This window comes from Lacimicrobium alkaliphilum (assembly GCF_002591895.1).
GTDB classification, from domain to species: domain Bacteria; phylum Pseudomonadota; class Gammaproteobacteria; order Enterobacterales; family Alteromonadaceae; genus Lacimicrobium; species Lacimicrobium alkaliphilum.
Window position 1 is genome coordinate 46,078 of the sequence record NZ_NISX01000009.1, and the last position, 18,533, is coordinate 64,610.

The window sequence follows — 18,533 nt, forward strand, 5'->3', positions numbered from 1 at the left end:
CTCCATTAACGTAATTGCTTTAAAAATAAAGGAATCGCTTTGCTAAGATTACTTTTTCTAATTCCTGCTGTACTTTGCCTGCTCTGGTACCTCTACCTGCGTAACCAGGGGTACAGCCTGGCGCAAGGCAAGCAGGGCTTTATCTATATCCTGTTGTTTTCGGCAGTCATTGGCGCCTTTTACGCCCTGATGCTATGGCTTACTCACCTTTAAACCTATAACAATCTGAAGCACAGCCAGTAGTATTTAGCTGACCAGCCCGGATATGTGAGAGGCAGGAGAGGCAGGACCGCCAGATATTCGCCCTCTCTTTTACAAGCTTTATGGCAAAGAAATGCCAGTCAGCTGGGCTGACTGGCATCAGATTGGACCATCTTTCCGCGGTGTCTAAAGTAACTTACCATCACGGTCCAGCAAGATCGGTTCACGTTTGCTGAACTCTCTTACTCTCGGCAACTGAGTTTCGGCGTCGCCGACCACAATATAGTGCATTTGCTGCTCTTCACCGTACTTTTTAAACGTGGCTCGCACCTGTTCAAGTGGCATTTCCTGTAGCACCTTCTGGTCCTGTTCCAGGAAATTCAGTGGCAGATCCAGTCGGTCGATATCGAACATCATCCGAACCAAATCGCCGGTGGTTTCAAAACGTAAGGCATTACCCTTTAACAGCAGGTTCCTGGTGTCATCCAAATCGTCCTGTGTGTAGGTCTCATCGTATTGACCAATCAGCTCACGAAACAACTGCAGTGATTCCAGGGTTACGTTAGCACGCACCTGAGACTGCACCACAAAGGGAGCGACATAATTTCGCCTGGATATACCGCTGTAAGCCCCATAGGTATAGCCCTTTTCAATACGCAGCGTCTGAAATAAACGCGCGCTTGAGCCTCCGCCCAGACGGTTCTGGGCAACATAAAAGGGGTAGTAATCCGGGTGCTGACCTTTCATTGCGGGTTTACCCGCCATAATCACAGACTGCTTGGCCCCGGGGATATCAATAAAGAACACCTCAGCCTGCTCAATCGGTTCCACATCTGGTAGAGCGGGGATTGCCACTGGCTCACCCTGCCAGCTCTGTGTCAATGGTTTAATGCTACGGCGAATTTGTGCTTCTGTGATATCACCTACCACATGCAGAGAGGCATTCTGCGGGCTGAGCTTTTGCTGATAGAACGTTTTCATATCCTCCAGGGTCAGCTCGCTAATGGTTTCCATGGTGCCGACCGTTGGCATGCCAACACGGTGCTCGGTGCCGTAAAGCTGTCGATAAAATGCAGTGCTGGCCACTCTGGACGGATTAGCCTTGCTCTGCTGGATCAGATTAACACGTCTGGCTTTGAGTCGCTCAAATTCGGCTTCATCAAAACGGGGCTCAAGCAGCATTTCGGTGACCAGATCCATCGTGGACTCAAAGTTTCGCGCCAGAGTCGTGCCAGTAATCATCACCGACTCAAAACCGCCATTGACGGAAATTGAGGCACCCAGAAGGCCAATGGCATCTTCCAGTTGTTCGGGGGTTCTGTTCGCGGTGCCCTCATTCATCAGTTCGCCCAGCAAATTCACTTGCCCCAGTTTGTCCTGTGCCTCCAATATGGCACCACTTTCAATCCGCAGAATAAACTCCACAATTGGCAGTTCATTGTGGGGCAGATGGTAGAGCGTCATGCCGTTAGCAATTTTACCGCGGCTTATCTCGGGCATGGTGACCACCGGCGGCTCACCAAGAGGCGGCTCGGAACGGTCATGCAGGGTCGGTGTCTTGTTGTAATCAGCAATACTATCCGCGTCAAATTCCTGCTCAGCGCCCTCAACGATAGCCTCTTCTTTTACCTGCGCAGCGATTGCACCATCGACGATTAAGTCCGGTTCCTTATGTGGTACAAAACTGGTCAGAATATATGGCTTATCTTTAATATACTGCTGGTATACCCGCATCACATCTTCGCGGGTGACGGCCTTGAGACGACGAATATCTTCGCTCACAAAGCCGGGATCACCGGCAAACTCTTCGTAAACGCCTAACTGAAACGCCTTGTTCAGATTGCTGGCAATGCCGCGGTAAAAGCTGGTTTCCTGACGCGCCTTAATGCGCTTCAGATCATTATCGCTGAACCCTTGCTGCTCAAACTGTTGCAAGGCCTTATGGATTGTTTGCTTAACAGCATCCAGGTCCTGACCGGCATTGGCGCGTACGCGGATAGTAAAGGTGCCGGCCAGCTCACTGCTGTCCTGAGAAGAAGATACACCGGGTGCGAGTTTGCCCTCTTCCACAATGGCCTTGTATAACGGGGCTCGCTTACCAAGACTCAATATCTCGCCAAGAATAGCTAAGGCGTAGCTGTCAGGGTGGTAATCTTCCACCGTGGGCAGGGTCATACGCAACTCTGGCACCCGGGCAAACTTATCCAGATGATACAGACTCCTGGTGCCGTCAAGTTGCACTGGCATGGGTTGCATATCAGGCACCGGCTCAGAGGCTTTAATTTCACCGAACCAGGTTTCAACCATGGCTTTAGTTTGTTCGATATCAATATCTCCGGCAATCACCAATGTGGCGTTAGCCGGACCATAAAAAAGCTGGTAGAACTCCTTCACATCGCTTAACGTGGCAGCCTGCAAATCATCCAGTTCACCGATCACTGTCCAGCTGTAGGGATGACCTTCTGGGTACAGGTTTTTGCGGATAACATGGTCGGTATGACCATAGGGACGGTTATCAACCCGTTGCCGCTTTTCGTTCTTAACCACCTGTTTTTCGCGCTCAAGGGCACCTTCGGTCACCGTATTAATCATATACCCAAGACGGTCTGAGTCTATCCACATGACTTTCTCAAAGGCATCCTTAGGCACTACTTCGTAATAGATGGTCGCATCTGACCAGGTTCCGCCATTACGGGAGCCGCCGAGCTCTTCAATCATCTTACGATTCGCACCCTGTGGTACATTTTCTGAATCGTTGAAGGCCATATGCTCAAAGAAATGAGCGAATCCGGTGCGCCCGGGCTTTTCACGACTCGAACCTACATGCACCAGCGTCGATACAGCTACCAAAGGGTCAGACTTATCCTGATGCAGTATCACCGTGAGGCCATTATCGAGCTGATATTTTTCATAATCGAGTGAAAGGGTGTCGGGGCTGGACGATTCCTGTTGCTGTACTGCCGATGCCGAACTGTCCGATGGCGGATTCTGACAGCCTGACAGGCCGAGACTGAGTAGCGCTATCCAAAGCCACTTATTGGTCATATTGTAATTCCTTGTTGTAATGATGTTTTCCTGTTTGCCGACAGACATTGCTGTCATGGCTACCTTAATCTGACTGGCGAATCCTGTCCAGACAGGCGTCGGTCTTCAACATGCAGAAACCTTGCAATAATGAGCTGATAGCAGCACACGTCTGAGCTCCTAAAACATCAGATTGGCGCACTGCCAGCTATTTGTCTGGTTACAACAGCCCAAAAAAAAAGCCAGCCCGCTAAGCGGGCTGGCATTGTCGGTATCGTTTGGATGACTTTTTGTCGTACCCTTCGTTATCCCACCAGCGCTAACAGAATACCGGCGGCTACCGCTGAGCCCAGCACACCGGCAACGTTAGGCCCCATAGCATGCATCAGCAGGAAGTTATGGGGGTTAGCATCAAGCCCCACTTTATTCACCACACGGGCCGCCATAGGCACAGCCGACACGCCTGCCGCACCAATCAGCGGGTTCACTTTGCCGCCACTGACACGGTTCATCAGTTTGGCCATCAGCACTCCGGTTGCTGTACCAATTGCAAACGCTAATGCACCAAGCAGCAGGATCCCCAGAGTTTCCAGCTTCAGAAATTTATCGGCAGAGAGTTTGGAGCCCACCGCCAGCCCCAGAAAGATCGTCACGATATTGATCAGTTCGTTTTGTGCTGTTTTACTCAACCTGTCTACCACGCCGCATTCGCGCATCAGATTGCCCAGACAAAACATCCCCACTAACGGCGTAGCCGTAGGCAGAACCATAATGGTTAACAATAACACTGCCAGCGGGAATAAGACCTTCTCTTTTTTGGACACCGTACGCAGCTGCTCCATACGAATTTCTCTTTCCGCCTGAGTGGTAAGCGCGCGCATAATCGGTGGCTGAATAATCGGTACCAATGCCATGTAGGAATAGGCTGCTACCGCCACGGCCCCTAATAATTCTGGCGCCAGTTTAGACGCCAGGAAAATAGCTGTCGGTCCGTCGGCGCCCCCAATGATAGCAATGGCGGATGCCTCTTTGAGGGTAAACTCAAACCCGGGTATGGCGTTGAGTAAAATGGCACCAAACAAGGTAGCAAAAATACCAAACTGCGCCGCGGCACCGAGCAACAGCATACGGGGGTTGGCAATCAACGCGCCGAAGTCTGTCATTGCCCCCACTCCCATAAAAATCAGTAAAGGAAAGACTCCCGTATCGATCCCCACGGCGTAAATATAATAGAGCATGCCACCGGGCTCGTTAAAACCCGCAAGAGGAATATTCGCCAGCAACGCACCGAAGCCTATAGGCAACAACAATAAAGGCTCGAATTTTCTGACGATGGCCAGATACAGCAACAGCATTCCCACCACCATCATCACCAATTGGCCCACTTCAAAATTTGCCAGTGAAGTGGACTGCCAGAGCATCTGCAACTTCTCCATTACTGTAATTACCCCAACGTCATCAGGGGCTGGCCGGATTGCACCGCGTCCCCTTCGCCGACCAGAACTTCTGCCACGACCCCATCGTGAGCAGCACGCACTTCTGTTTCCATTTTCATGGCTTCCATGATCAGCACCACATCGCCTTTGCTCACCTCTTCACCAGGCTTAGCCAGCAATTTAAAGATATTGCCTGCCAGCGGCGCATTAAGGGTTTCTGTACCATCAACGCTGGTTTTTTGTGGTTGTTGTTTATCGGCCTGTGGCGCCTCTGAAATATCGGTCAGTTCACCACTTTCAGCCACTTCTACGCTAAACACCTTGCCATCTACGCGCACTGAATACGTGGCAGGGCCTTTTTGTGGTGTGCCGCCCGAGGACTGACCTGATGGCTGGCTCTGTGCGCCAGGAGCCGGTTCAAAGGCGTCCGGGTTACCCCGGTTTTGTAAAAACTTCAGGCCAATTTGCGGGAACAGTGCATAAGTCAAAACGTCATCCACTACCTCATCGGCCAGCCTGATATTTTCTTCTTTTGAAATATCTTTAAGCTCTTTACTGAGCTTGTCCATTTCATCATCAATTAAATCTGCCGGACGACATGTAATGGGCTCGCCACCTTCGAGTACCCGGCTTTGCAGTTCTTTATTCACCGGAGCTGCGGTGGCGCCATATTCGCCTTTGAGTACCGCCGCCGTTTCTTTAGTAATACTCTTGTAACGCTCCCCGGTCAGTACATTCAAAACCGCCTGACTGCCGACAATCTGAGAAGTAGGGGTCACCAGCGGAATAAAGCCGAGATCTTCGCGCACTGACGGGATTTCCTTCAGTACCTCATCCATTTTGTCTTCGGCACCCTGCTCACGCAGCTGATTTTCCATATTGGTCAGCATGCCACCCGGCACCTGAGCAATAAGAATGCGCGAATCAACACCTTTCAGGCTGCCTTCAAATTTGGCATATTTTTTCCGCACTTCGCGAAAATAAGCTGCAATTTCTTCCAGTTTGATCAGATCCAGCCCGGTATCTCTTTCTGTTCCCTCCACCATAGACACGATGGTTTCTGTTGCCGAATGGCCGTAAGTCATACTCATAGAAGAAATCGAGGTATCCAGCATATCGATACCGGCATCAATGGCTTTTTGATAGGTGGCTGTACTTAACCCGGTAGTAGCATGGCATTGCATGGCAATAGGCACCGCCACGGCCTCTTTGAGCTGAGTAATTAACGCCTCGCACTCATAAGGCTTAAGCAGACCCGCCATATCTTTGATACAGATGGAGTGAACCCCCATATCCTCCAGCTGCCGGGCCATATTAATCCATACATCCAGTGAATGTACCGGGCTGACCGTATAGGAAATCGTACCCTGAGCATGGGCCCCCACTTCAATGGCTGACTTGATAGCAGTTTGCAAATTGCGCACATCGTTCATCGCATCAAAAATGCGGAACACGTCTACACCGTTGCTGTGAGCACGCTCAACAAACTTGCGCACTACATCGTCAGCATAGTGACGATAACCCAACAGGTTCTGCCCCCGTAACAGCATCTGCTGTTTGGTATTAGGCATAGCTGTTTTAAGCTCACGAATTCTGTCCCATGGGTCTTCACCAAGATAACGGATACAGGCATCGAATGTTGCCCCGCCCCATGTTTCCAGAGACCAATAACCAATGGCATCAAGCTTTTCTGCAATGGGTAGCATATCGTCGAGGCGCATACGTGTGGCCAGCAGAGACTGATGACCGTCCCTGAGTACAAGTTCGGTAATAGCTAGTGGATTGGACATGGGATCTCCGAGTTAAGGTTGTTTACGATACTGATGAACTGCAGTGGTAATGGCTGCTGCGAGTGCCGGCGATGGCCCTTTGCGGGCGACAGGAAAACGCGCTTCGGTAGCCGCAGTCGCCGCTCCCGGGAATTTCCGGCAGAAAAGGCTGATCAGATGCACAGCGCCGATCAACAGGACAAGGAAGATAAAAACCACGACCATGCCAACCAAAAGCAGCAAGCCGGCATCCTGCAATTGTGAAACTAACTCTGGTGTCATTGCTCTCGCCCAATTGAATGAAAGACCAGATAAGTAACATGGCGATCTGAAAAAAACAATATAAGCCTGCTGCCAAAAAAGGATAACAAATTACTTTTTATTCATAGAAAACGAATATTTATGTTTTAAACAGCAAATAGATACGACTTATATGCTTTAGTGGCAACAGACAAATATTGAAAGTTTTTCCGTCACAAACGGTCTGTTTAGGTTAATAGCAAAATTGATCATCAGCAAAACCCGGAATCGATATGTGTAGTTCACCTAAAAGCAGTATGACAGCCAGAGCCCCTAAACAAATTATCAGGGGAGTACTGGAGGAGATGAGCCCGGAGCAGAGAAAGCGCTTTGCACAAACTGCAAATCGGGCCGACGAACGTCGGCGCCAGAGACTGGAAACACAATCCCGCTGGCAGGCTAAACATAAAAATAAAGCGAAGCAGAGAAATACCGGTAACTGGTTCAGCAATCTGTTCAGAATTTAACTAAGGAGAATCCATGAGCAAATTTCCCCTCTATGATAAAAATTCGGCCCCTGAAGATAGCAAAAAAATGCTTGAAGACGCAGAAAAATCGATGGGCATGGTGCCCAACCTATTTGCCGTGATGGCTGGCTCACCGGCTGTACTTGAGGCTTACCAGACGCTCAATCAGCTCTTTACTCAGTCCGGTCTCAGCGATGAAGAGCAGACCGTGGTCTGGCAAACCATTAATATCACTAATGATTGTCATTATTGCGTACCAGCCCATACTGCTATCGCTCATTCAATGAAAATTGATCAGGATATTATTGATGCATTGAGAAATGACACTAAACTACAGAACAACAAACTCGAAGTACTGCGCACAACAGTGAAAGCATTACTTAATGAGCGTGGCAGGCTGAATGAGAAACAGACCATAGCTTTTTATGACGCAGGATTTAATCAGGCACAGTTAATGGAAGTAGTATTGGGTATCAGCCAGAAAACCCTGAGCAACTATATTAATCATCTTGCTGCAACGCCATTGGATAAAGCCTTTGATAAATTTTCCTGAGTAATATCAATCCATATAGATAATCCGGGCTTATAGCCAACACGCTTAAGACCCGGAACAGATATGAGTATCCACCTTGCCCTTATACAGGATATGCCAGTGAAGCAGCACTACAATAAGACCCTGGAACAGGGCATTGACTTTCTCATCACCCTTTCTGACCAGGGGTATCTAACCCCTAAGACTCCCGGATGGAGCCCTGTGGGCAGGCATTTCCGGCATATCATTGATCATTTTCTGGCTATAAAAACCGCCATGGCGAACAAAGTGGTAAATTATGATCAGCGCCACAGAGGCAGTAAAACAGAAAGAAACAGAGCACTGGCAATACAGCAATTGCAGAGCCTGCAACACTGGCTGACAGAACTGGATGACGCCATCTTAGACCAGCCAGTTATAGTAACGTCAGATATCGGTATTGGTAAATGCTGTCAGGTATCTGTGCAAAGCACTGTTGGCCGGGAGCTGATGTTTGCCTGTAGTCATGCCATTCATCACTATGCGTTGATAAAACAGCTCACGGATAACCAAAGCCAGCCTTCTGATTTCGGCCTGGCACCGGCCACCGCCAGCTTTGAACGTAGGCTAAATCAGTAATTAAGCCAGGCCTGATAACTATTCCCCAGATAGAGCCGGAGTAACTTTTCCGGCGCCTTTGCCACATCGACACTGAGCAGCAGCCCCGGTGTGCCCGCGAAATTGGGATCCATCCCCAGGCCATGAAATCTGGCGCCGAGCTGGTGATATTGACGCACCAGTACCGGCAAGCCTTTACCATCCGGTTCTATATGCTTTATCAGCCAGTCAAGCACATCGATATCTCTGGCATAATCCTTAAGGTAGGCTTCAAGCTCCGGTATAACAGGGTAATCAAAGGATTTTAAGGCCCTGACATTATCCTTTTCACAGACCACAAAGCGCTGTATCAGGTATACACTGAGCGGCGTGTAAATTTTACTTAATGAAACCGTGCCGTATAGGGTCCGGTAGTGCTTAAATTGCTGCAAAAAGGCACCAATGCCCTTAAACAGTAACAACAAGCCGTGAAAGCTGCGCTGATGTTTGCCTATAAGAAAAGAACGGCCCATTTCCAGACAAGGCTGATGCCGGTTGACAAACCCCGGGCCGAAATCAAACATCCTGGACAAATACAACTGAGTAATATCCCCACCTTCAAGCAACTGATCTGTGCGCCCCATGCGATACGCACCAGCGACTTCCAAGGTATCGGTATCAAAGAGCACCAGATGGGTATAGCTGTGATCAAATTGATCGCCATCCTTGTCTTTGCCGCTGCCCTCTTTGTACTCTCTGAACTGCAGCTCTCTTAGACGACGGATCTCTTCAACAATCAAAGGGGCCTGATCATAGTTTAGGTAATACACCGCAAGATTCTTATAACTCAGCAGCTTCTGATTGCCCGGCACCTCCATCAGCTCATCAGCCAGAATTCGGCCCGAAACAGGCTTGGCCAGAGGCATCATCGGCACCACATTGTTATCACCCCATCTCGTCTGACAGCCAGGATTCTGAAGGTAAGTTAACAGGCGAAACAAACGGGTTAAATGGGCCGGCTCCCGGGTCACCTGCCTGTTCACTGGCTGGCCAACAGCAAGATGAATACGGCGGTCTTTACTTGCCAGCATTTCCCTTATCAGCATCAGCATGCGCATGCTCTTCCAGATATGACCAAGACGGTAAAACCAGCGGCGATTCTGACCGCTGATATACACCGGCACCACCGGGCAGTTAAAGCGGCTGCCCAGGCTGCCCACAAGCTTATTCCAGGGATGATCCGTAACCGGACTGCGGGCATTAACAGAGTAACTCACCCTGCCCGCCGGAAATATCAGCAGCGCACCGCCATTTTCTAACTGAGTATGGCAGGCACGTACTGAGGCCTGATTACCCTTGTCATTAGTCTTCAACGGATTGGTATAAATAAAATGAGGGGCAAGGGGTTCAAGTAATCCCAGCGCCCGGTTGGCCAGAATTTTAATATCCGGCCTGACCTTACGCAGCATATTGAGTAATACAACCCCTTCCATGCCACCCAGGGGGTGATTGGCCACAATCAGCACCGGCCCGCTGACAGGTATATACATTGTGACATTTGCACCACTGATACTGAGCCGAAAGTAATCAATATACTTCTGGCAAAATGCCTGGCTGTTCAGCCCGGAAAACCCCTGCTGATGATAAATACGCTGCATAGCGCTGATGCCCAGACACCTGTCTAATATTGGACTCAAAGGCCTTAACCAATGCCCTGGTGGTATCAGTTGACGGCAGCTTAATTTCTGTTCAGGGCCGGGCTGCGGTGCTTCAGGACCGTTACTTCGACTCGGATTAAGATGAGTTTCATTTTTTTTGGAAAGTAATTTCATCGTGCTTCAACTTATCTGTTAATTCACAGCCTGCTGTCTGGACAACATAAAGTCACTGAAATCTGCCGATGACAGCGGCTTGCTGTACCAGTAACCCTGAATTTCATCGCATTGATAGGTTCGCAGCAGATCCAGTTGCTCAAGCTCCTCCACCCCCTCGGCAACCACTTCCATCCGCAGATTGCGCGACAACTGGCACAGGCTTAAAACAATCGCCTGGTCGACGCTGTCCTGGTGCATCCGCCTGACAAAGGACTGATCAATCTTAAGCTTGTTGACCGGAAACTGCTTAAGATAGGCCAGTGAGGAATACCCGGTACCAAAATCGTCAATAGCCAGACTCACCCCTATCTCTTTTAACTGATGCAACACCTTGATGCCAAAAGCTTCATTTTCCATGATCATACTTTCGGTGATCTCCAGCTCCAGGCTCTGTGGGGCCAGACCTTTGGCATCCAGCACATCCTGCACCTGCTGTGAAAATCCCGGCTGGGTAAACTGACGGGCAGAAATATTTACCGCCATCTTCATGCTGATACCCTGTTGCTGAAACGCCAGGGCCTGGGCGCAGGCAGTTTGCAGAATCCAACTACCCAGCGGCAGAATCAGCCCACTTTGCTCTGCCAAGGGAATAAACTCTCCCGGAGATATTACTTCGTCATCACTAAACCAGCGGGCCAGAGATTCGCAACCTGTGGCATGGTTTGCCAGCAGATTCAGCTTCGGCTGGTAAAAAAGTGACAATTCTTCGGCCTCAATGGCCTGTTCCAGTCGGTGGGTAACCGAAAGCCTGCGACTGTGTTTCGCGCCTTCCTGCAAATCAAAATAATACAGGCCTGAGTCTTTGCTTCTGGCATTGTCGGTGGCAATCTTGGCGTGCAGCAGCATTTCCTCAAGGTCGCGGCTGAAGCGTGGATACTCTGTTACACCCAGACTGATGCCTATTAGCATCTTACCAAGGGAAGTGGGTAGGGGTTGAGAAAAAGACGCCACAAGCTGCTCACACAGTGCCTTAAATGCATCCGTTTCATTAAGATGCGGACTGATAATAGCAAAACTGGCATCGGCAATATGATACAGCCGGGTACCCGATCTGAGGTGCAGGCTTTGCTGTAGCTGTCTGAACTGCTGATGCAGATAGTCTGCTACTGCTGCGACAATATCCATGGCGCTGCTCAGTCCATAATTACCGACCACCTGACTATGATGGGGCAGGTCCAGCAACACCAGGGAAAAGGGAACATTATCCTGTATCCAGCCATCTGCATCATTGACCAACAAAGCCCTGTTACCAAGACCGGACAGCTCACTGTGGTAGGCCTTAAATTCGAGCTTTTGTTTGGCCAGTTCCTGCTCTGTCACATCCTGAATGTGAATATCGAAGGCATCCAGATCCTTAAGCCAGTGCACTTCATAGTTTAAAAATGTCTGGCCAATTTTATCCTGCACCCGTCGGACATGATGGCCCGTGCCCCGGATACCCGCAAAAGCCGCGGACACAGATTCCGGCAACAAGGCAGAAGGTTGTTCAACTGACAACCCAAGATAACCGAGAAGACGTTGGGCGGCCGGATTGAAATACTCAATCTGCCCCTCACCATCGAGACTGAGCACCGGATTAGGATTGCGACGGGGAAACATAGCCAGGCGTTCATTGTCGGTACTGAGGCGGATATAGTTGCGGGCATATCGCCCCAGAAAGAAACTGAATATGGCCATCCCCAGACTGAACAGTATGACGGTCCAGACTGTGCTCTTAAGCTGCTTTGTGGTGGTCTGATACCCCAGTTCGACTTTCTGATTAATATGTTGTTGCAACTGGTTTAATTGCGGCAACATTTCCCGTCTCAGCTCACTGAGCTGATAGAGTTGCTCTCTGGAGAGATCCCAGTCAGCAGGTGGCGTTGAAAGGTTCGCATACAATGCCTCACTTAGCCGCTCGATGCTGTTAAGCTCTGACATCAGTGGGGAACGGGGCATATCTGCATCCATAGTAGCAATAAAAGCCGACAATCGTTGTTTCAGCTCTTTAAACTGATAACGGTGTGCCTGCTGATACAGCAGTTCATCGGTGGTGGCGTAATATTCATATAATAGCCGCTCCTGCTCACTCACCAGCAATGCGATATCACGTAATTCAACCAAATCCGGTAAGCGTCTTTCCACCAGTTCTGCGGAAGTTTTCTGTACAGAAGATGCGGTGCTGTAGACCAACAGACTAAGAATGACTCCCACTATAATAATCATCAGATATACCAGCCGTGCTTTGCGCATCAACTGTTTGTTTTTAGTCTGCATTATTTCTGGCCCTGGTCCCTTACTAGTTTATTTGACCCGGATTGATATGAAGTCCTTTCATTTTTCTGAAACTGAAAGAAATTCTCTGATTATCGTGTCTGGTACCTAAACAAGCTTGCGGAGAAAAATAATGCTATCAGCACTCGCTAAACTCTACCTCAGAACACTGGATAAACTTCAGCAATTTAATGGTATTCCGTCACTGTTAATAAGACTCTATCTGGCGCCAGTCATGATTCAGGCGGGCTGGAATAAATACAGCAGCTTTGCGGATACCGCAGCCTGGTTTGGCAATCCCGACTGGGGGCTGGGGTTACCCTTTCCGGCGCTGATGGCAAGCCTGGCCATAGCCGCAGAGTTATTCGGCGGCATACTGCTGTTGCTGGGATTGATGACCCGACTGGTAACGATTCCGTTGATGGTAACCATGCTGGTGGCCACTTTCTCGGTGCACTGGTCAAATGGCTGGCCTGCCATTGCCGATACATCCAGCTGGCTTGCCGACGGTACTCTGTTGCTGAATGAGAGTGTAATGGCATCTGCCGAAAAACTGGACGCCGCCAACAGCATTTTAAAGGAGTACGGGAACTACGAGTGGCTCAACGCCAGTGGTAAATTTGTGGTACTGAATAACGGCATCGAGTTTGCTGTTACCTATTTTGTGATGTTGCTGGCACTGATGTTTATGGGCGGTGGACGCTATCTCAGCGTCGATTTCTGGCTCAAGCGTACCTTGTGCAATCAGCTGAATACACGCGGTCAATAAAACCGGACAACAAACACCCAACTCACACAATACGCTGGCAGGTCATCTGCCAGCCGAAATCAAACTGATTCATTATCAACGGCTGCCAGGTCATGACGTTACAGTCTGAATCCGTAATTTCTTGCTTTAGATCTGCCAGTTGTTCTTCGCTCAGAGCAGCATCAACTAATGCATTCATTCTGCTGTGGTAAGCAGAAAAGTTTTCAACTAATCCATCAAACCACTGAGCAACTTCTTGTTGCTGATACCTGTCCGGGAACTTATATATACGGGCAATATCACCGTGCAGACGTTTAAGCTTATTCGCCAGATCATGATGTCTGCAAGCTCTGATAATGCGCTCAAAAGACTTCACAACTGGCGCAAAAGCCATATCCGCCTGACGGAACACATCTCTGGAAATATTTCCGACTTTACAGCCGATAGCTGTCAGTAACGCCTTTTTTGCTTCTGATAATATTTGCTGCTGTTCGAGTTCCCCAAGTACCTTACAAGCATGCTCGCTGACCTCATAAATATCGCTGCCCTGAAAATGTACCACTGCAGCCATTATCCCCTGTGCTTTGAGCAGAGGCAGTGCCTGCAACAGGGCCCCGCTACCTGCATATTCAGCACCGAACTGACTGACCACCATATCGAAACCTTGTTGCTGAAAAGGTAAAGCACTGGCACTGGCAACCACGCCACTGCATTGCGGATGGTTGCGGAGCAAACTAGCAATCCCATGAACAGAAATGTCAAGGCCCACCACACTAACGGAGTCTTTAGATTCACGAAGCAATGAATTGATAACGGCACCGTTGCCGCAGGCTAACTCCAGTAATACAGGAGAGGTGTACTGGCAGAGGACGCGATTGAAAAAAGCCTGCCAATGCTGCTCTAGAGGATCGGTATAACCGGTCTGGACGGCCAGAGCCTGAGTGTTTTGCTGAGACTGCCAGTAGCTGTCCCACCCTTTGGCATCCGTCATGGCAATAACGCCTTTTTGTTTTTGTGATCACAGTTATTCATTGTTATTCATCGCTGTGCTGACAAGGGAGACAGAGTAAAAGAAAACGGTTTATGATTCCACATTTGAAAATAGTTTAAACCAATCGGGTCAATGAGTTAGTTGGTTAACTGAGGTCTTCTCTGACAGGAGAGGATTACTCCTGGCTCATATCTTTTAGCTTTGAGCCCAATCAAGAAATGGAGTAAACACACCCCTGATGATCGGCCACCAGCTCGGTCATCCACAACCTCGCGTTCAAGCGGGTGGCGCGGTGCGGTGAGCCTGAAGATTCCGCCTTCCCCCTTCGGGCCGCGTTTCGCGCGTTCACCAAGTATTGCAGAACAGCTTCAGCTGGCCCGCGAAGCGGGTGAGCCTCAGGGATGAGGCGAACAAAAAAAGCCCATGCAAACTACGCATGGGCGTCGGCTTCGAAGCTGAATTTGCTGCAGGAGGATTACTCCGGGCCAGAACCTATGACTTCAAGTCCAGCCAGGCAATCGAGCAAACACATCCCTGATGATCGGCCCCCAGCTCGGTCATCCACGACCTCGCGTTCAGGCGGGCGGCGCTGGGCGCCTAAAGATTCCGCCTTCACCCCTTCGGGGCCAGCCTTCGGCTGTTCCATTTTGTTCCTGACAAAATGGTCGAACCCGAGGAGGTTCTCATCCCATTAGGCCGCGCATAAACGAAAAAGCCCATGCAAACTAAGCATGGCCGTCGGCTTCTAAGCTGAATTTGCTTGCAGGAGGATTACTCCGGGCTGTCCCTGCCCTTCGCCCTGCGGGCCGCGCTGAACTGCGCGCGTTCTAATTTGCTCCCGGCAAATTAGTCGAACCTGAGGAGATTCTCACCCCATTGGGCCACGCATAAACGAAAAAAGCCCCGATAAACTACATCGGGGCTTTTTTCGTTTATATGGCGGACGCAGGAGGATTCGAACCTCCGACCGCTCGGTTCGTAGCCGAGTACTCTATCCAGCTGAGCTATGCGTCCTGAAACTCTGTTTTATTCTTTAACCGGTCGCTTTCAGACGAGCCGGAAAATAATGGCGGAGAGAGAGGGATTCGAACCCTCGATAGGGCTACAAACCCTATACTCCCTTAGCAGGGGAGCGCCTTCAGCCACTCGGCCATCTCTCCTAAATGTGGGGCGGAAGTTTAATGACTCGCTGTGTCGGAGTCAAACCTTTTTTAGCTCCACCACTGCCGGTTGTTGGCATTTCGAACGATTCAGTCAAATTTTACACAAATGCTGTCTTTTTATGACGATTCCCTGTTATCACAGCGCCATAACAGGCAATAAAAAGGCCGGTTTTTACCGGCCTTTTATGTCACTCTGCATATCAGTCGCGCTCGGAATCTTCATCTTCCTGAGGAGAAAAATCTGCATTTTTCTCTGCCTGTATACGCATATAAATCTCTTCTCTGTGCACAGATACTTCTTTGGGTGCGTTCACACCAATACGCACCTGGTTTCCTTTAACACCCAGGACGGTTACGGTGACTTCGTCACCAATCATCAATGTCTCGCCCACACGACGGGTCAATATAAGCATTCTCTTGCTCCTGTTCCGTTAGTCCAAATTTATGTCCCTACTTAAACCTAGCGTAAAAGCTTGATAACTCAAACATTTAACACTGCGGCCGCCCTGTTCTTGTTGTCACCTCAAAAACCGGCCTCGGATTTAGCGGCGGATTATAGCTTATCCTGTAGCCATGTCGATACTGATGCCAGTGCCTGGTCGAGATTTTCCGGCTGGCTACCGCCTGCCTGGGCCATATCCGCCCGGCCACCACCTTTACCACCAACCTGTTGGGCAACAAAGTTAACCAATTCACCCGCTTTTACTTTTTGGGTCAGATCATTGGTAACACCGGCGATCAGACTGACTTTATTGTCACCCGCTACCGCCAGAACCAGAATGCCAGAGCCTATCTTGTTTTTCAGGGTGTCAGTTAATTCGCGCAGAGACCTGGGCTCCACCCCTTCTAACTTAGCAGACAGCACTTTGACATTATTTATTTCATACGCATCAGACAATAAATCGGATCCCGCCTGACTGGCGATTTTCTGTTTAAGCTGCTGAACTTCTTTTTCAAGGCTTTTAGACTGTTCCAAAAGTTGGCCAATACGCTCTGGCAACTTGTGCCAATCACTCTTCACCTGAGCAGCCATCCCATTCAACATTTGACTCTGCTGCTGGGAAAATTTGAGGGCTTCAGCACCTGTCACCGCCTCAATTCGGCGTACACCTGATGCAATGCCCCCTTCACTGACGATACGAAACAGCCCGATATCCCCTGTCTGTCTGACATGGGTACCGCCACACAGCTCCATAGAAAAATCGCCCATGGATACAACCCTGACCTGATCCTCATACTTTTCCCCAAACAGGGCCTCAGCACCTGCTGACTTCGCCTCTTCCAACCCCATCAGTTTCGTAGCCAGGGAATGATTCTGGCGGATCTGCTGATTGACCAACGCTTCTATTTCGCATAGTTGTTCAGAGGTAACCGGCTCAAAGTGAGAAAAGTCAAAACGTAAACGTTCCGGCTCTACCAGAGAGCCTTTCTGGTTTACATGCTCTCCCAAAACATTCTTAAGGGCAGCATGTAATAAGTGGGTGGCACTATGATTGAGCTTAATTGCCTGGCGACGCTGCGCGTCAATTTGTAAGCTGACCTGTTCACCAACCTTCAGGCTGGCCTCCGCTGTACCTTTATGAGCAATGGCGTTACCCAGTTTGATGGTATCCGTTATGGTAAAACCACCACCGGCAAACCTGAGATAACCGGTATCGCCCACCTGGCCACCCGCCTCGGCATAAAAAGGCGTGCTGTCGAGTATGACCATGCCCTGCTCACCGCTTTTCAGCTCCTGCACTTTATTGTCAGTACTAAACAACTCCAAAACTCTGGCTTCGCCGCTGTCCTGTTCATAACCGGTAAACTCAGACGTATTATCGCTGCTGAGCTGGCTATTGTAATCCACGCCGAAGTTGCTGGCTTTCTGGGCTCTTTTTCGCTGCTGCGCCATGGCCGCATCGAAACCGGCCTCATCAATAGCAAAACCCTTCTCTCGTGCCACATCATTGGTCAGATCGGCCGGGAAACCATAAGTATCATAGAGTTTAAACACCACGTCGCCGGGAATCGTTTTGTCGCCAAGCTCTTCAAGGGCCTCATGTAATATCTGCATGCCCCGCTCGAGCGTTCTTGAAAACTGTTCCTCTTCAACTTTCAACACACGCTCTATGGTGCTTTGCTGTGTTTTCAGTTCGGGATACGCCTCACCCATCTGTTCGATCAGCGCACTCACCAGCCTGTAAAAGAATACATCCCCTGCGCCGAGCTTATAGCCGTGTCGAACTGCGCGACGAATAATGCGCCTTAGCACGTAGCCGCGGCCTTCATTGGAGGGCAATACGCCATCTGCAATCAAAAAGCTGCAGGAGCGAATGTGATCAGCCACTACCCGCAAAGACTTATCTTCAAGGTCACTGGCCCCGGTGATCTCTGCCGTCGCCTTAATCAGCGCCTGGAACAGATCAATTTCATAGTTGCTGTGCACATCCTGCATAATCGCAGAAATACGCTCCAGCCCCATGCCGGTATCGATGGATTGCTGAGGCAGGGGTTGCAACGTACCGTCGGCCTGGCGGTTATACTGCATAAACACCAGATTCCAGATTTCGATAAAGCGGTCACCGTCTTCTTCAGGCGTGCCCGGTGGTCCACCCCAGATATGCTCGCCGTGATCATAAAATATCTCTGAGCAGGGTCCACAGGGCCCGGTATCACCCATCGACCAGAAGTTATCGGACGTGCTGATACGGATGATTTTTTCCGCCGGTACACCGATGTGTTGTGACCAGATGTCAAAGGCTTCATCATCTTCTGCGTAAATGGTTACCAGCAGTTTCTGTGCCGGTAACTTCAGTTCTTTGGTGAGAAAGTTCCAGGCAAAATTAATCGCTTCCTTTTTGAAGTAATCACCAAAACTGAAATTACCCAGCATTTCAAAAAATGTATGGTGGCGCGCCGTATATCCTACATTTTCCAGATCGTTGTGCTTGCCGCCTGCCCGAACGCAGCGCTGAGAAGATACCGCCCGGTTATAACTGCGTTTTTCTGCACCCAGCAGCAGATCCTTGAACTGATTCATCCCTGCATTGGTAAACAACAGCGTCGGATCATCTGCCGGCACCAGTGAACTGCTGGGCACCAGTTGGTGTCCGTGGCCAATAAAATAGTTAAAAAATTTGCTTCGAATTTCAGCGGTACTAATAGTCATTGATTATCCCGGATAAGCGGCATTAACAGTAAAAAGTCACCTGGGTAT

General features: G+C 49.6%; 14 protein-coding genes and 2 tRNA genes. 5 read left to right on the plus strand and 11 right to left on the minus strand.

From position 1 onward, the window contains the following. The first annotated feature begins 39 nt into the window (after positions 1–39). Positions 40–213: a hypothetical protein gene (locus tag CDA54_RS19585; protein WP_180237184.1), complete on the plus strand. Its 174-nt coding sequence runs from the start codon at positions 40–42 to the stop codon at positions 211–213. A 174-nt stretch (positions 214–387) separates the two neighbouring features. Here the strand turns inward: CDA54_RS19585 and CDA54_RS10090 are convergent, their stop codons facing one another. The 4 genes from CDA54_RS10090 to CDA54_RS10105 all read right to left on the minus strand — a co-directional run bounded on the left by CDA54_RS10090 (position 388) and on the right by CDA54_RS10105 (position 6,712). Then, the gene (locus tag CDA54_RS10090; protein WP_099034885.1) at positions 388–3,246 is read right to left on the minus strand and encodes a M16 family metallopeptidase; all 2,859 of its coding nucleotides are present in this window, start codon (positions 3,244–3,246) and stop codon (positions 388–390) included. Positions 3,247–3,530: 284 nt separating this feature from the next. After that, on the minus strand, positions 3,531–4,661 hold the full coding sequence (locus CDA54_RS10095) for a sodium ion-translocating decarboxylase subunit beta (RefSeq protein WP_099034886.1): 1,131 nt from the start codon (positions 4,659–4,661) through the stop codon (positions 3,531–3,533). Positions 4,662–4,669: 8 nt separating this feature from the next. Then, the gene (gene oadA / locus CDA54_RS10100) at positions 4,670–6,451 is read right to left on the minus strand and encodes a sodium-extruding oxaloacetate decarboxylase subunit alpha (protein ID WP_099034887.1); all 1,782 of its coding nucleotides are present in this window, start codon (positions 6,449–6,451) and stop codon (positions 4,670–4,672) included. A 12-nt stretch (positions 6,452–6,463) separates the two neighbouring features. Further along, positions 6,464–6,712, minus strand: a complete 249-nt coding sequence (locus CDA54_RS10105) for an OadG family protein (protein WP_099034888.1) — start codon at positions 6,710–6,712, stop codon at positions 6,464–6,466. Between the two features lie 251 nt (positions 6,713–6,963). Between CDA54_RS10105 and CDA54_RS10110 the strand changes: the two genes are divergently transcribed. The 3 genes from CDA54_RS10110 (at position 6,964) to CDA54_RS10120 (ending at position 8,347) form a co-directional block, all read left to right on the plus strand. Continuing rightward, complete coding sequence (locus tag CDA54_RS10110; protein ID WP_099034889.1) at positions 6,964–7,197, plus strand: hypothetical protein; 234 nt, start codon at positions 6,964–6,966, stop codon at positions 7,195–7,197. Between the two features lie 13 nt (positions 7,198–7,210). Next, positions 7,211–7,750 carry a carboxymuconolactone decarboxylase family protein gene (locus tag CDA54_RS10115; protein ID WP_099034890.1) on the plus strand — a complete coding sequence of 180 codons (540 nt, stop codon included), beginning with the start codon at positions 7,211–7,213 and terminating at the stop codon, positions 7,748–7,750. 63 nt (positions 7,751–7,813) lie between these two features. Further along, positions 7,814–8,347: a DinB family protein gene (locus CDA54_RS10120; protein WP_099034891.1), complete on the plus strand. Its 534-nt coding sequence runs from the start codon at positions 7,814–7,816 to the stop codon at positions 8,345–8,347. Here the strand turns inward: CDA54_RS10120 and CDA54_RS10125 are convergent. Then, the gene (locus CDA54_RS10125) at positions 8,341–10,002 is read right to left on the minus strand and encodes a bifunctional lysophospholipid acyltransferase family protein/GNAT family N-acetyltransferase (RefSeq protein ID WP_180237185.1); all 1,662 of its coding nucleotides are present in this window, start codon (positions 10,000–10,002) and stop codon (positions 8,341–8,343) included. The genes CDA54_RS10120 and CDA54_RS10125 overlap by 7 nt on opposite strands. Before the next feature lie 153 nt (positions 10,003–10,155). Further along, a complete protein-coding gene (locus CDA54_RS10130; protein ID WP_099034893.1) occupies positions 10,156–12,435 on the minus strand; it encodes a putative bifunctional diguanylate cyclase/phosphodiesterase in 2,280 nt (759 codons plus the stop codon). 130 nt (positions 12,436–12,565) lie between these two features. On the opposite strand from CDA54_RS10130, the gene CDA54_RS10135 reads away from it, so the two are divergent. Further along, the gene (locus CDA54_RS10135; RefSeq protein WP_099034894.1) at positions 12,566–13,201 is read left to right on the plus strand and encodes an HvfX family Cu-binding RiPP maturation protein; all 636 of its coding nucleotides are present in this window, start codon (positions 12,566–12,568) and stop codon (positions 13,199–13,201) included. A 22-nt stretch (positions 13,202–13,223) separates the two neighbouring features. Here the strand turns inward: CDA54_RS10135 and CDA54_RS10140 are convergent, their stop codons facing one another. The 5 genes from CDA54_RS10140 to alaS all read right to left on the minus strand — a co-directional run bounded on the left by CDA54_RS10140 (position 13,224) and on the right by alaS (position 18,485). Then, positions 13,224–14,171, minus strand: a complete 948-nt coding sequence (locus CDA54_RS10140) for a class I SAM-dependent methyltransferase (protein WP_099034895.1) — start codon at positions 14,169–14,171, stop codon at positions 13,224–13,226. A gap of 937 nt (positions 14,172–15,108) precedes the next feature. Next, a tRNA-Arg gene (locus CDA54_RS10145) sits at positions 15,109–15,185 on the minus strand. Between the two features lie 53 nt (positions 15,186–15,238). Continuing rightward, positions 15,239–15,331, minus strand: a tRNA-Ser gene (locus tag CDA54_RS10150). A 203-nt stretch (positions 15,332–15,534) separates the two neighbouring features. Beyond that, a complete protein-coding gene (csrA, locus tag CDA54_RS10155; RefSeq protein WP_099034896.1) occupies positions 15,535–15,747 on the minus strand; it encodes a carbon storage regulator CsrA in 213 nt (70 codons plus the stop codon). Positions 15,748–15,887: 140 nt separating this feature from the next. After that, the gene (gene alaS / locus CDA54_RS10160) at positions 15,888–18,485 is read right to left on the minus strand and encodes an alanine--tRNA ligase (RefSeq protein ID WP_099034897.1); all 2,598 of its coding nucleotides are present in this window, start codon (positions 18,483–18,485) and stop codon (positions 15,888–15,890) included. Positions 18,486–18,533: the final 48 nt, after the last annotated feature.

Bases quoted from the DNA above. Each gene is read 5' to 3' on its own strand.
- CDA54_RS10090 (WP_099034885.1), bottom strand. From the start codon at position 3,246: ATGACCAATAAGTGGCTTTGGATAGCGCTACTCAGTCTCGGCCTGTCA.
- CDA54_RS10140 (WP_099034895.1), bottom strand. From the start codon at position 14,171: ATGACGGATGCCAAAGGGTGGGACAGCTACTGGCAGTCTCAGCAAAAC.
- CDA54_RS10105 (WP_099034888.1), bottom strand. From the start codon at position 6,712: ATGACACCAGAGTTAGTTTCACAATTGCAGGATGCCGGCTTGCTGCTT.
- CDA54_RS10110 (WP_099034889.1), top strand. From the start codon at position 6,964: ATGTGTAGTTCACCTAAAAGCAGTATGACAGCCAGAGCCCCTAAACAA.
- oadA (WP_099034887.1), bottom strand. From the start codon at position 6,451: ATGTCCAATCCACTAGCTATTACCGAACTTGTACTCAGGGACGGTCAT.
- alaS (WP_099034897.1), bottom strand. From the start codon at position 18,485: ATGACTATTAGTACCGCTGAAATTCGAAGCAAATTTTTTAACTATTTT.
- CDA54_RS10120 (WP_099034891.1), top strand. From the start codon at position 7,814: ATGAGTATCCACCTTGCCCTTATACAGGATATGCCAGTGAAGCAGCAC.
- CDA54_RS10130 (WP_099034893.1), bottom strand. From the start codon at position 12,435: ATGCAGACTAAAAACAAACAGTTGATGCGCAAAGCACGGCTGGTATAT.
- CDA54_RS10095 (WP_099034886.1), bottom strand. From the start codon at position 4,661: ATGGAGAAGTTGCAGATGCTCTGGCAGTCCACTTCACTGGCAAATTTT.
- csrA (WP_099034896.1), bottom strand. From the start codon at position 15,747: ATGCTTATATTGACCCGTCGTGTGGGCGAGACATTGATGATTGGTGAC.
- CDA54_RS10115 (WP_099034890.1), top strand. From the start codon at position 7,211: ATGAGCAAATTTCCCCTCTATGATAAAAATTCGGCCCCTGAAGATAGC.
- CDA54_RS10135 (WP_099034894.1), top strand. From the start codon at position 12,566: ATGCTATCAGCACTCGCTAAACTCTACCTCAGAACACTGGATAAACTT.